General features: G+C 65.2%; 14 protein-coding genes. 12 read left to right on the top strand and 2 right to left on the bottom strand.

Annotated features, from left to right (window positions below; genetic code table 11):
• Position 1 precedes the first annotated feature (1 nt).
• Genes FJ471_RS16370 through FJ471_RS16385 form a run of 4 tightly spaced genes read left to right on the top strand, consistent with a single transcriptional unit; the run spans position 2 to position 3825 of the window.
• Positions 2–1792, top strand: coding sequence for an iron ABC transporter permease (locus tag FJ471_RS16370; protein WP_140804753.1), 1791 nt, complete (start codon positions 2–4; stop codon positions 1790–1792).
• Entirely contained in the window at positions 1789–2832 is a 1044-nt protein-coding gene (locus FJ471_RS16375) for an ABC transporter ATP-binding protein (RefSeq protein ID WP_181179458.1), read from the top strand. Before FJ471_RS16370 ends, FJ471_RS16375 begins: the two co-directional genes overlap by 4 nt.
• Positions 2833–2857: 25 nt before the next feature.
• Positions 2858–3613 (top strand): COG4280 domain-containing protein, encoded by a 756-nt coding sequence (locus FJ471_RS16380; protein WP_140804755.1) that lies wholly within the window; start codon positions 2858–2860, stop codon positions 3611–3613.
• A complete protein-coding gene (locus FJ471_RS16385) occupies positions 3610–3825 on the top strand; it encodes a hypothetical protein (RefSeq protein ID WP_140804757.1) in 216 nt (71 codons plus the stop codon). The genes FJ471_RS16380 and FJ471_RS16385 overlap by 4 nt, the downstream gene beginning before the upstream one ends.
• A gap of 201 nt (positions 3826–4026) precedes the next feature.
• On the opposite strand, the gene FJ471_RS16390 is transcribed toward FJ471_RS16385, so the two are convergent.
• Positions 4027–4659 carry an isoprenylcysteine carboxylmethyltransferase family protein gene (locus FJ471_RS16390; protein ID WP_140804759.1) on the bottom strand — a complete coding sequence of 211 codons (633 nt, stop codon included), beginning with the start codon at positions 4657–4659 and terminating at the stop codon, positions 4027–4029.
• Positions 4660–4868: 209 nt separating this feature from the next.
• On the opposite strand from FJ471_RS16390, the gene FJ471_RS16395 reads away from it, so the two are divergent.
• The 5 genes from FJ471_RS16395 (at position 4869) to FJ471_RS16415 (ending at position 8637) form a co-directional block, all read left to right on the top strand.
• On the top strand, positions 4869–5126 hold the full coding sequence (locus tag FJ471_RS16395; protein WP_140804761.1) for a hypothetical protein: 258 nt from the start codon (positions 4869–4871) through the stop codon (positions 5124–5126).
• Positions 5127–5156: 30 nt separating this feature from the next.
• Positions 5157–5942, top strand: a complete 786-nt coding sequence (locus tag FJ471_RS16400) for a hypothetical protein (RefSeq protein ID WP_140804763.1) — start codon at positions 5157–5159, stop codon at positions 5940–5942.
• Between the two features lie 188 nt (positions 5943–6130).
• Positions 6131–6808, top strand: a complete 678-nt coding sequence (locus FJ471_RS16405) for a winged helix-turn-helix domain-containing protein (protein ID WP_140804765.1) — start codon at positions 6131–6133, stop codon at positions 6806–6808.
• A 39-nt stretch (positions 6809–6847) separates the two neighbouring features.
• Positions 6848–8224 carry a HAMP domain-containing sensor histidine kinase gene (locus tag FJ471_RS16410; RefSeq protein ID WP_140804767.1) on the top strand — a complete coding sequence of 459 codons (1377 nt, stop codon included), beginning with the start codon at positions 6848–6850 and terminating at the stop codon, positions 8222–8224.
• A 158-nt stretch (positions 8225–8382) separates the two neighbouring features.
• Positions 8383–8637: a DUF1344 domain-containing protein gene (locus tag FJ471_RS16415; RefSeq protein ID WP_140804769.1), complete on the top strand. Its 255-nt coding sequence runs from the start codon at positions 8383–8385 to the stop codon at positions 8635–8637.
• A 53-nt stretch (positions 8638–8690) separates the two neighbouring features.
• Here FJ471_RS16415 and FJ471_RS16420 read toward each other — a convergent pair whose 3' ends face one another.
• Positions 8691–9560, bottom strand: coding sequence for a helix-turn-helix domain-containing protein (locus tag FJ471_RS16420; protein ID WP_140804771.1), 870 nt, complete (start codon positions 9558–9560; stop codon positions 8691–8693).
• A gap of 106 nt (positions 9561–9666) precedes the next feature.
• Here FJ471_RS16420 and FJ471_RS16425 point away from each other — a divergent pair, with 106 nt between their 5' ends.
• From FJ471_RS16425 to FJ471_RS16435, 3 genes are all read left to right on the top strand, one after another.
• On the top strand, positions 9667–10935 hold the full coding sequence (locus tag FJ471_RS16425) for an ABC transporter substrate-binding protein (protein ID WP_140804773.1): 1269 nt from the start codon (positions 9667–9669) through the stop codon (positions 10933–10935).
• A 214-nt stretch (positions 10936–11149) separates the two neighbouring features.
• The gene (locus FJ471_RS16430) at positions 11150–12010 is read left to right on the top strand and encodes a sugar ABC transporter permease (RefSeq protein ID WP_140804775.1); all 861 of its coding nucleotides are present in this window, start codon (positions 11150–11152) and stop codon (positions 12008–12010) included.
• 31 nt (positions 12011–12041) lie between these two features.
• Positions 12042–12878 carry a carbohydrate ABC transporter permease gene (locus FJ471_RS16435; protein WP_140804777.1) on the top strand — a complete coding sequence of 279 codons (837 nt, stop codon included), beginning with the start codon at positions 12042–12044 and terminating at the stop codon, positions 12876–12878.
• Positions 12879–12890 lie beyond the last annotated feature (12 nt).

Here is a 12890-nt window from a genome sequence, read left to right on the forward strand (position 1 = left end):
GATGGTGCAGAAATTCGATGCCGCCGCCGGCGGCATCGGCTCGAGCGGGTGGGCGCGTAGACGCCTGCCCGCGCTGGCGCGCCTTGGCGGACCGCTGGCCGTCTATGCCGTCTTCGCGCTGCTGATCGGCCTGCCGCTGGCGCTGGTCCTGCTCCAGGCCGTCATGCCTGGACTGTTCGCGGCCGATGGCGCGCAAGCTTTCGTCAGCGCCGAGCCGCTGGCGCGCATCCTTTCCTCGCCCTCCGTCACCGGCTCGATCCTGCATTCGCTGGAGCTCGGCCTGGTTGCGGCCCTGACGACGACCATTCTCGGCGGCGCCTTCGCCGTGCTGGTGCAGCGTTGCGACATCCCGCTGCGCGGCGCGATTTCGCTGCTGCCGTGGCTGGTGTTCCTGACGCCGTCCTATCTGAAGGCGCTGGCCTGGGTGCTTTTGATGTCGTCGGGCGGCTATCTGGCGCAGCTCGGCCTTTTGCCGCCGTGGCTCGGCGCGTCCTTCTTCGGGCTGGGCGGCCTGGTCTTCGTGCACACGCTGAGCCTCTTCCCGCTGGCCGCATTCATCATCGGCAGCGCGCTGGCGGGACTGGGCAGCGAGATGGAGGACGCGGCGCGCCTGTCAGGCGCCGGGCCGCTCAGGATCTGGCTGCGCGTCAACGGCCCGTTGCTGGCGCCGGCGATCGTGCTGAGCTTCATCGCCACCTTCGCCGAAGTGCTCTCCGATTTCGGCCTGGCTTCGACGATTGCCAGGATGTCGAGCTTCGGCGTGGTGACCTATGGCATCTATGCGGCGGCAAGCGACTATCCGGTCGACTTCCCGGCCGCCGGCGCCCAGGCCCTCGTGCTGCTGGCGCTGGTTCTGCTCGTCGTCATGGCCGACAGGCTGCTCCGCCGCCGCGCCGATCCGCAGCTGATTTCCGGACGCGCCAGGCCAGCCCGGCGCTATCGGCTCGGCGCCTGGCGCTGGCTCGCTTTTGCGATCGCGCTGCTGGTCGCCTTCCTGGCGCTGATCTTGCCGCTCGGCGCGATCGCGGCGCGGGCGCTCACCAGCACGCTCGGCAACGGTCTGGCGCCGGGTAATTTCACGCTCGCCAATATCGGCGCGGCGCTGAGCCTGAACACACCGGCCAATGACGGTCTGATGCGCAGCCTTTTCTACGCCGGCCTCAGCGCCGTCATCGCCAGCACGCTGGCCTTGCTGCTGTCGGCCCAGCTCGATCGTTCGAGCCCCGTCATGCGCACCGCGGTGCTTGGCCTCTCGCTTGGCGCCGTCGCGATTCCCGGCATCGTGCTCGGCTTCGGCTATATCCTGGTCTGGAACCGGCTGCCCGGCTTTCGCGACTGGCCTTTCCCGCATTATGGCGACGGCTCGCTGCTGGTCATGGGCTATGTCGCGGCGGCGCTGCCCTATTGCCTGGTGGTCATCCTCTCGGCCATCGGCCAGCTGGCGCCGAGCCTCACCGACGCCGCGCGGATCTCCGGCGTCGGCGCGGTCCGGCGTCTCATCTCGGTGACCTTGCCGCTGATCCTGCTCAGCGTCGTCACGGCCTTCCTGCTCACCTTCATCCGCACCGTGTTCGAATTGCCGATGTCGCAGATGCTCATTCCGCAAAGCGGTCCACCGGCGCCTACGCTGATCCTGAAATTGTTCAGCCATGACCGCGACGGGCTGGCCTGCGCCATCGCGCTCGCCGCCATGGCCGCCGCAGGCGGCGCGGCGGCGCTGATCTGGTATCCGCTCAAGCGCGTCATTGCCTTCGGCCGGCAGCAACGCATCCCGTCGGGAGAGCCGTCATGACCGCTTCGCTCCATTGCGCCGGCATCTCGAAATGGCTCGGCGGGCGCGCCGTGCTCGATAAGCTCGATCTCGCCATCAGGGCCGGCGAGGTGGTCTCGCTGCTCGGCCCGAGCGGTTCCGGCAAGACCACGCTGTTGCGCAGCATCGCCGGACTGGTCGACCCCGACAGCGGCACGATCGCGGTCGGCGGCCGTGTCGTCTGGAGCGAAAAGACGGTCCTGCCGGCGGAAAAGCGCAGGATCGGCATGGTGTTCCAGGACTACGCGCTGTGGCCGCATATGACGGTGGCGCGCAATCTGTCGTTCGGGCTGCGGGCGCAGCGGCTCGCCGAACTGGAGATCGCCGCCCGCGTCGGCCATGCGCTGGAGGTCGCGCGGCTCGCGCCCTATCGCGACCGCTACCCTTCCGAGCTGTCGGGCGGACAGCAGCAGCGCGTCGCCATCGCCCGCTGCCTCGCGGCGCGGCCGGCCCTGATGCTGTTCGACGAGCCGCTCAGCAATCTCGATGCGGCACTTCGCGAGGACATGCGCATCGAGATGATGGAGCTGGTGCGGCGCGAGGCCGCGACCGTGATCTATGTGACGCATGACCAGGCCGAAGCCATGGCCGTTTCGGATCGCATCGCGGTGATGCGCGACGGCCGCATCGCGCAGTTCGACACGCCGCGGGCGATCTACGAGGCGCCGGCCGATTCCTTCGTCGCCGGTTTCATTGGCGGCTTTTCGGTGGTGCCGGGCACCGTGCGCGACGGGCTGTTCAGCGTGCGGGGCGCCGCAGCCGACAGCTTGCGCACGCCCGGCGCCAAACCCGGCGACGGCATGCTTGTCGTGCGTCCGGAGGATGCCCGGCCGGCCGAGGCGCATCCCGGCAACCGGCTGCGGGGCAAAGTGCTGTCGAGCGCCTTCCAGGGCCGCTGCTGGCGGCTGGCGGTGGAGCTTGGTCCGCAGCGTGTTCGCCTCGACTGGCCGGAAGCGCCGCCGGTCGGCTCCTCGCTGGCGTTCTCGCTGCCGCCGGAGCGTTGTATCGTCCTCGCCAACTGATGATTTTGAACTGTAGGATGCCTGCATGCATGGCCTGACACCCATACTTTCCACCGTGACCGCCTCTTTCCTGGCCTCCTTCGTCGAAGTGGTCGAAGCCTTCACCATCGTGCTCGCCGTCGGCGTGACGCGCAGCTGGCGCCCCGCATTGACAGGCGCTGCACTGGCGCTCGCCGTGCTGGCGGCGTTGGTGCTGGCCTTCGGGCCGCTGCTGGCGCTCGTCCCCATCGCCGTCCTGCAATTCGTCGTCGGCGTGCTCTTGATCCTGTTCGGCATGCGCTGGCTGAGGAAGGCGATCCTGCGCAGCGTCGGCGTCATCGCGCTGCATGACGAGGAGCAAGCCTTTTCCAAGGAGACGGCCGCCTTGCAGCGGCAGGCCAATGACCGCCGCGCCGACTATCTGGCGGCCGTCGCGTCGTTCAAGGCGGTGCTGCTCGAGGGCGTCGAAGTGGTGTTCATCGTCATCGCCGTCGGCGCCGCGCACGGCCAGACGCTTTATGCCAGCCTCGGCGCGCTGGCCGCCTTCGTGCTGGTGATGCTGATCGGCCTTGCCGTGCACCGGCCTCTGGCGCGCGTGCCCGAGAATTCGCTGAAATTCGTCGTCGGGCTGATGCTGACCAGCTTCGGCGTGTTCTGGACCGGCGAAGGCCTCGGCGCTGACTGGCCGGGCGCCGATCTCGCTTTGCTCGCCATCTTCGCCATCATTGCCGCCGCATCCTTCGCCATCGTGCGCTGGCTGCGCAGCGCCTATCCGGCGCCCGCCGCAGGAGTTGCCCGATGACCATGATCCGCCTCGTTCTCAAGGAGCTCGTCGGCATGTTCGTCGACGACGGCAGTCTGGCGTTGCTGGCGCTGGTCCTCATTGCGCTGATCACCGCCGCGGTGAAACTGATTGCGCTGCCGCCGCTCATCGGCGGCTTGCTGCTTCTCGCCGGCTGCCTGGCCATTCTTCTGCAGAGCGCGCGCCGCGCCGCGCGCGACAAGGCGCGCTGATCAGCGTTTATTTCGTGAAATCAGCGCAAATGCTGGAGATTGGGGCGGAAGCCGCCCCCTGCCTCGTCATCCACGGGCGGGGCGACGCGAAGCGGCGCGCAGACCCGAGGATCCATTCCGTGACCTTGGCCAAGGAACGCAGCGGAGCAGAATTCTGCACTGCGGCAGCGCTCGGAAGTCACGGAATGGATCGCGATGGAACTAATAAACCGTGAAAAGCGTCGGCAGGTCACCGCTGAGGCGGAAATACTCGACCGTCTCGATAAGCGGAAACATCGCCAGGAAATAGAGCCCGTCGCGGAACGTCCTCCGCAGCGCGCCCGTCGAAAACAGCCACTGGTCCTCGTCGCGGTAGAGCAGCGGGTTCGGCCAAAAGCGCGGCGTGCGTTCGGCATAGGCCGTGTGGACGGCGCCGAACTTGCCAGCGAGATACTCGGCCTCCTTGCGCGCCGTGAAGCGGAAGACCAGGAAGCTGCCCAGGCCGAGCATCGCGGCCGCCAGCACCGAGCCGAACATCAGCCCGATACCGGCCGAGCCGACGGTCGAGAAGAAATAGAGCGGGTTCTGGGTCATCGAGAACGGGCCGGACACGACCAGCTCGTCATTCTTCCTGCCGCCGACGAAGAGGATGCTCCACAGCCGGCCCAAAAAGCAGGTCAGAACCATCACAAAGCCGATCGTCTCCAAGGCTTCGTGCCCGTTCGATCCTTCGGCCAGCACCGGCTTGCTGAACAGGAGGAGGATGACGGCAAGCACCGCGGCCGCCTGCACCACGATCAGGCGCTTATGCTGGTCGAACGCCTTCGGCGCCGATTTGAGGGACGTGTAGGCCATTCTTCCTCACCGCTCCGGCGCCAACGGGGGCGCCAAGGCTTCTCTAGCTGTTCCGCCGCGCGATGACGAGGCCCGCCCGGTATTTTTGGCCGATCTTACGAATTTGTAAGCGGCCGGACAGGCTGCGGTGAATTCGCCTGCCTAGGCTGACGATCGCCGCCAAACGCGATTTCGGGCGGCGAATGGATCATCAACCTCGGGATAATGTCATGAACAAATTTGCCGCTGCTTTCGCCTTTGCCGCTACCGCGATCATCGTTCCCTTGGCTTCCGCCGTTGCCGCTCCGACGCCTTGCGAGACCGCGTTGAAGGACCTGCGCGCCGCCGAGGCCAAGGCGACGCCCAACGATGCCGACAAGAACAAGGTTTCCGAACTGGAGACGAAGGGCATCGAGCGTTGCAACGCCGACGACGACAAGCGCGCCGACGACTTCTTCGCCCAGGCCATGAAGATTCTTGAAAAGTAATCGTCGGAGAGACCGGAAATGGACATCGCCATGACCGCAACGATCCTTGAACGAGACTCCGAATTGAACCGGGTCCCGGACGTCACCCTCGATTTCTGGCTGATCAAGATCATGGCGGTGACCATGGGCGAGACGGCGGCCGATTATCTGGCCGTCAATCTCGGCCTCGGCCTTACCGTCACATCCTTGATCATGAGCGGCATCCTGATCGTCGCGCTTGTCCTGCAATTCGCGCAGAAGCGCTACGTGCCCTGGGCCTACTGGCTGGCCGTCGTGCTGATCAGCGTCGTCGGCACGCTGGTCACCGACAACCTCGTCGACAATTTCGGCGTGCGGCTGGAGACGACGACGATCGTCTTCTCGGTCGCCCTCGCCCTGACTTTCGCGGCCTGGTACGCCAGCGAAAGGACGCTCTCGATCCACACCATCTTCACCACCAGGCGCGAGATCTTCTACTGGCTGGCGATCCTGTTCACCTTCTCGCTCGGCACGGCCGCCGGCGACCTGGTGGCCGAGCGCTTCGACATGGGCTATCTCACCACCGGCGTCATCTTCGGCGGCGTCATCGCGGCGATCACGCTTGCCTGGTTCTTCCTCGGCCTGAACGGCATCCTCGCCTTCTGGCTCGCCTATATCCTGACCCGGCCGTTCGGCGCTTCCTTCGGCGACCTGCTCTCGCAGCCGGTCGAATATGGCGGCATGGGCTTCGGCACCACCTTCACCAGCCTGACCTTCCTCGGCGCCATCGTGGTCATCGTCCTCTATATGACACTGACGAGATTGATCGACGAAGACGAGCAGGCCCTGCTCGACTAAAGTGCTTCTCGCAAAAATGTGTTGCGGCCTTCGCCCCGGCAGCGCGTAAAAACAGATGGTTAGAGCAAGTGATGCCGCGATTTCCGTTTGAAGCCGCGTCAGACGAAGAGATAGTGACCGGCCAAGAAAAAGCCGCAGCCGGCACTACCATGCCGGTGAGGTTGAGGCGGCAAGGACAGCACGGGGCGATGCGACTTCTGCTTGTTGAAGACGATCCGAGAACCGCCGACTATGTCGTCAGGGGACTGACCGAGGCCGGCCATGTCTGCGATTTGCTGCGCGACGGCCATGACGGCCTCTTCGCCGCGACCCGCAACGCCTATGACGTGATCGTCGCCGACCGCATGGTTCCCGGCCTCGACGGCCTGTCGATGATCAAGGCGGTGCGCGCCGCCGGTATCCGCACGCCGGCCATTTTCCTGACCTCCATCGGCGGCGTCGACGACCGCGTCGAGGGCCTGGAAGCGGGCGGCGACGACTATCTGGTCAAGCCCTTCGCCTTTTCCGAGCTGCTCGCCCGCATCCATGCGCTCGGCCGCCGGCCGGCGGCGCAGGAGCAGAAGACGGCGCTGCGCGTCGCCGACCTCGAAATGGACCTGATCCTGCGCCGCGTGACCAGGCAGGGCCAGCCGATCGACCTGCAGCCGCGCGAGTTCAGCCTGCTCGAGGTGCTGATGCGCGGCGAGGGCCGCGTCATCACCCGCACCATGCTTCTGGAGCGCGTCTGGGATTTTCATTTCGACCCCAAGACCAGCGTCGTCGAAACGCATATCAGCCGGCTAAGGGCCAAGGTCGACAGGCCGTTCGACGTGCCGCTGATCCACACCGTGCGCAACACCGGCTACAGCCTGCATGTTCCGGCCTGATCTCGTGGCCGCACGTGCGGGGCGACCCACCGCGGTCGCATGAGCGAGACACGCTCCAATCTGCTGCGCAGCACGCCGTTCAGGTTGGCGCTGACCTTTGCCTTCCTGTTCCTGCTGGCCTTCATCCTGTCCGGCGCGATCGTCTATCAGTTGATGAGCGCCTCGCTCGCCAGGCAGCTCGATCAATCGATCAAGGAGACCTATTCGCTCATCGCCGCGACCTATGCCGAGAGCGACGAGGAGGATCTCGTCTCGACGGTCAGGGACCATGCCCAGTTCAGCCAGGACAAGGACGAGATCTTTTCCCTCACCGACAAGGACGGCAACCGCCTCGCCGGGGATTTCACCTCCAGCCTGCCGGATGGCTTTTCCATGTTCGCCGCCGACTTGCCGGGTGTGCCGCCCGACACCGAATACCGCGCCTATTCGGGCATGGTCGGCGACAACAATTTGACCGTCGCCTTCTCGCTTTCGGAAACCGAGGATCTCGAAAGGATCGTGCTGATGAGCTTCGGCTGGGGCACGCTGTTCATCACCGTCCTGGCGATCGGCGGCGGCGCGGTGCTCGCCTCGCGCGTCCAGCGGCGCCTCGACGGCATCGCCAGCACCATGGTCGACGTCTCGCATGGGCGGCTCGATGCGCGCATCCCGCTGATCGGCAATGGCGACGACATCGACGCCGTCTCCGCCCAGGTGAATGCGGCGCTGGAGCGCCTGTCGGCCCTGGTCGACGGCATGCGGGAAGTGAGCGCCAACATCGCGCATGATCTCAAGACGCCGCTCAACCGGCTGCAGATGATCCTGGAATCCGCCGCCGACAAGACGGTGTCGGGTGAGGATGTCTCGACCGAGCTGACCGATGCCCGCGCCGAGAGCCAGCAGATCAACAGCACCTTCGACGCGCTTCTGCGCATCGCCCAGATCGAAGCCGGCGCCCGCAAGGCGCGCTTCGTCGATCTCGATGTCGGCCCGGTCGTCGAGACCATCGGCGATGTCTATGCCGATGTCGCCGAGGACGATGGCAAGTCCCTGTCGACAACGATCATTCCGGATACGAAATGGTATATTCACGGCGACAGAGACCTGCTGATGCAGATGCTCGCCAATCTGGTCGAGAACGCGCTCAGGCATTGCCCGCCGGGCACCGCGATCGAGCTGTCGGTGACCAGGGGCGGCAGCCACGTCCTCGTCCATGTCCGCGACAATGGCCCGGGGATTCCGGCCGAGGAACGCGAAAAGGTGTTCCGCCGGCTCTACCGGCTGGATGCGAGCCGCACGACGCCAGGCAGCGGCCTGGGCCTGAGCCTCGTCAAGGCGGTTGCCGACCTGCATGGCGCGGCCATAACGCTCGAGGACCGCAATCCGGGTCTCGGCGTGACAATCAGCCTTCCGGCCGTGCGGACTACCGTGACCTGAGGCGGGCCGGAGCCCGCACCCCGGCCGCCTTACCCATTTGTATAGCCCCCGCCAGCCGCACGAAAACTGCGGTCTCTAGGCTTGCGCTGTTCCCGCCGGATCGGGAGCGCGACCCGACGAGGTTCGGGTCGGCAACCTCAAAGAAGAAAGGAAAGAAGATGAAAAAATCCGTCATCGCAGTCGCGGCGATCGTGGCTCTCGCCTCAGCGACCGGGGCTTATGCCAAGGCTGCCAGCGGCACCATCGCCAGCGTCGACAAGAAGGGCGATTCCTTCACGCTGAGCGACGGCAAGACTTTCGCGCTGCCCGAGAACATCGAGGTCGAGACGCTGAAGGTCGGCGAAAAGGTCACCGTCACCTATTCCGCCAAGGCCGGCAAGCTCATGGTGTCGGCCATCCAGCCGGCCAACTGAGCGGGCAATCAAGGCACGCCGGCAGGGGTCTCCTGCCGGCGGCGCGCGTTCGGCTACCGCGCGGCGCCCGCCCGGCGGAAATCGGAAGGCGACATGCCGGCGAGCTTGCGGAACGATTTGTTGAAGGCGCTGAGCGAGCCGAAGCCGGATTCCATGGCGACCCTCAACACATTGGCGTCCTCATGCATGAGCAGCGCCTGCGCGTAGCTCAGGCGCAGCAGGTTGACATATTCGTTGAGCGTCATGCCGGTCGATTTCTTGAACAGGCTCATCGCATATTTGGGATGGATGTCGGCGGCCGAAGCGATGGTGACGCAGTCGATGTCGTAGAGGAAATTCTCGGCGATGAAATCGCACATGCGCCCGACATTGCGCGAGGACTGCTGGTCGAAGGCATTGCCGGCGCCTTGCCCGGCCAACCTTTCCGGCACCAGCCGGTAAGGCTCGAAGCGCACCCGCTCGAGCCGAAGCAGCAGCTCGTTGACGGCGTGCTCGGTTTTGGCCGGATCGCCCGAGCGCGCATACTCGTTCCAGCGCTTGAAATTGTCGTTGTCCGACTGGTCCGTCGCGTCGGTCACCAGCGTCGCGCCGGTCATCAGCCGGTGGCGTATGTCGGCCGGCAGATGCAGGCGGAAGAAATGCACCAGCGGCAGATGCGCGCCGGCATAGACGGCGTCGTCGGAGAGGTCGTCCATCTGGTGCGGCAGGCCGCCCCAGAACAGGCACATCTCGCCGGCCGACAGCGAGATTTCGTGCTCGGCCATGCGGTAATGCACGCGGCCCTGTACGATGAAATTCACCTCCACCTGGGCATGCCAGTGCGGCTTCAGCATCACCAACGGGTGGTTGTGGAACATCTGCAGCATGAGCGGCAGTCCTTCGACGCTGCTCGCGCCAGGCTGGTAGAACGGACGCTCCGGCATCTTACTTTCCGCCAACTTCTTATTCCCTTCGACGGGGACAAGCCTTCCGCGCCGCATAGTCTAGCCACGCTCACAGTGAGAGAGCAAATGAAATGGGAGGATTTCAATGCGCACTACACTGACCTGCGCTGCGCTTATGCTTGCCCTGGGCTCCGGCCCGGCCCTGGCGCAGTCCGGCGAAATCACCATCTGGAGCTGGAACATCGCCGCCTCGTCGCTGAAGGCGACGGTCGAGGGCTTCAACAAGAAATACCCCGACATCAAGGTCACGGTCCAGGACCTCGGCAACCAGCCGACCTATGACAAATCGATCGCCGGCTGCGCCGCCGGCGGCGTCGGCTTGCCCGATATCGTCTCGATCGAGAATGGCGAGGCGGAGAACTACTGGAGCCAGTTCCCGGATTGCTTCGTCGACCTGCACACGCTGGGCTACAGCGCCGAGGACCAGAAGAAATTCCCCGATTTCAAGCGCACCGAGCTCGAGGTCGGCGACAAGGCCTATGCCATGCCCTGGGATTCCGGCCCCGTGGCCGTCTTCTACCGCCGTGACTTCTATGAGAAGGGAGGCGTCGATCCGGCCTCGATCAAGACCTGGGACGATTTCATCGCCGCCGGCAAGAAGATCCAGGCCGCAAATCCCGGGGTGTCGATGACCAATGCCGATTTCAACGGCGACACCGAATTCTTCCGCATGATCTCCAACGAACAGGGCTGCGGCTACTTCGCCGAGGACGGCCAGTCGATCACCGTGGCCGAGCCGAAATGCGTCGACGCCCTGACCAAGGTCAAGGAGATGAAGGACGCCGGCATCGTGTCGTCGGCCGACTGGTCGACCAAGATCACCAACAACACCGCCGGCACCGTCGCCAGCCAGGTCTATGGCGGCTGGTATGAAGGCACGATCCGCACCGAATCGCCGAAGGAAAGCGGCAAGTGGGGCGTCTACCTGATGCCGAGCCTGACCGCCAACGGCCCGCGCGCCGCCAATCTCGGCGGCTCGTCTTTGGCCATCACCTCGGCCTCGAAGAACAAGGAAGCGGCTTACGCCTACCTGAAATACACGCTGGAGACCAATGACGGCCAGATCACCATGCTGAAGGATTTCGGCCTGGTGCCGTCGCTGATCTCGGCGCTCGACGACCCCTATGTCGCGCAGGGACAGCCCTATTGGGGCGACCAGGCGGTGTGGAAGGATATCCTGGCGACGCTGCCCAAGGTGGTGCCGAGCCGCGGCACGCAGTTCCAGAGCGACGCCGAGATCATCCTGCGCGCCGTGCAGACCAAATATCTGGCCAACGGCTATCCCGACGCCAAGGCCGCGCTCGACGACGCCGCCAAGCAGATCGCCGCCGCGACCGGTTTGCCGGTGAAGTAGCGCCTCTTCCTTCTCCCCTTGTGGGGTCCGAAGGACGGGGCGAGACCCGCGGCTCGCCCCCGGGTGGTGGATTGGCGCGCAGCGCCAAGACGGATGAGCGGGTGCTCCAGCGGAGTGAGACGTCGGCTTTCCCTGGAACACCCATCATCCGGCCGCTGCGCGGCCACCTTCTCCCACAAGGGGAGAAGGGAAAGACAGAGAAAGGAGGAAGCCAATGCGCACGCAGAACGCCACCGCGTACCGCTTCCTCACGCCCTACCTTCTGGTCTTCGCCGTCTTCTGGATCTGGCCGATCGTCTCTTCGTTCCTGATCTCCTTCCAGGCGACGCGCACCGTGCCGTGGCGCTTCGCGCCGACCTTCAACTGGGGCCGCCTGATCGGCGACCCCGCCTTCTACAACGCGCTGAAGAACACGCTGCTGATCCTGGTCATCCAAGTGCCGGTGATGATCTCGCTGGCGATCGTCATGGCGGTGCTTCTGAACTCGCCGCTGTTGAAGGCGCGCGGCCTCTACCGCTTCGCCTTCTTCGCCCCGGTCGTGGTCGGCGAGGTCGCCTATTCGGCCGTCTTCCGGCTGATGTTCAGCCTCGATTTCGGCATCGTCAACAAGCTCCTGGAGAGCGTCGGCCTGGCCAAGATCGACTGGTTCTCCAACGTCACCCCGGCCATGGCGCTGATCATGATCGCCGTGACCTGGCGCTGGGCCGGCTATAACGCCATCCTCATCCTGGCCGGCCTGCAGTCGATTCCCGAGGATGTCTACGAAGCGGCGACGCTGGACCGCGTCAGCAAGCTGAAGCAATTCCTCTACATCACCTTGCCGCTGTTGAAGCCGGTCATCGTCTTTTGCGCCGTGCTGTCGATCATCGGCACCATGCAGCTCTTCACCGAGCCTTTCCTGATCACCGAGCGCGGCGGGCCGGGCGGCGGTACCGAGACGCTCGGCCTCCTGCTCTACCGCCAGGGTTTCCGCTCGCTCAATTTCGGCTACGCCTCCGCCGTCGCCTACACCATGGCGGGGCTGGCGATCGCCATCACCCTGGTGCAGCTCTGGCTGACGAGGGAGCCGAAGTGATGGCGGAGCCGAAGTGAGGGGGGGAACCAAAATGACCTCGCGTTCCCAGGCCAGGCTCGGCCGCAGCGTCCTGCTGCATCTGTTCCTGACGCCGCTGGCGCTGGTCTGGCTGTTCCCGCTGTGGATGATGGTGGTGTTCTCCACCATGCCCGACAACGGCATCTTCAGCCCGGGCATCGAGCTCCTGCCACACGACAATTTCCTCGACAATGTCGCCAACCTGCAGCGCGACACCAATTTCATCGGCGCCATCGGCATCTCGGTCGCGGTCGCGGTGACCTACACCGTGCTTTCGGTGCTGCTGACCTCGATGGCCGGCTGGGCGCTGGCGCGCTACGAATTCCACGGCAAGGGCGCTGTGGTGGCGATCATTTTCGGCACCATCACGCTTCCTTACGCGGTGGTGCTCATCCCGCAATTCATCATGGTGGCGCGCGACTTCGCCCTGGCCAACACCTGGATCGCGCTGATCGTGCCGCCGCTGTTCAATTCGCTGGGCGTGCTCTTCATGCGCCAGGCCTTCTCGATGATGCCTGCCGAGTTGTTCGATGCGGCGCGCGTCGAAGGCGTCAAGGAATGGCGCATCTTCCTGTTCGTGGCGCTGCCGCTGGCCCGGCCGATGCTGGCGGCGCTGGCGATCATCCTCTTCCTCGCCTCGTGGAACAACTATCTCTGGCCGCTTTTGATCAACAGCCAGCCCGGCGCGATGACCGCGCCGGTGGCGCTCGGCACGCTGATCGGCCTGACCAAGGTTTCCTGGGGCGGCATCATGGCCGGCGCCGTCATGCTGACCGTGCCGATGCTCATCGTCTTCGTGCTGTTGCAGCGCCATTTCATCGCCGGCATCGCCGCCGGCGCGGTCAAATAGGTCAGGAGCGCA

The sequence above is a fragment of the Mesorhizobium sp. B2-7-1 genome, from assembly GCF_006440735.1.
Lineage (GTDB): Bacteria > Pseudomonadota > Alphaproteobacteria > Rhizobiales > Rhizobiaceae > Mesorhizobium.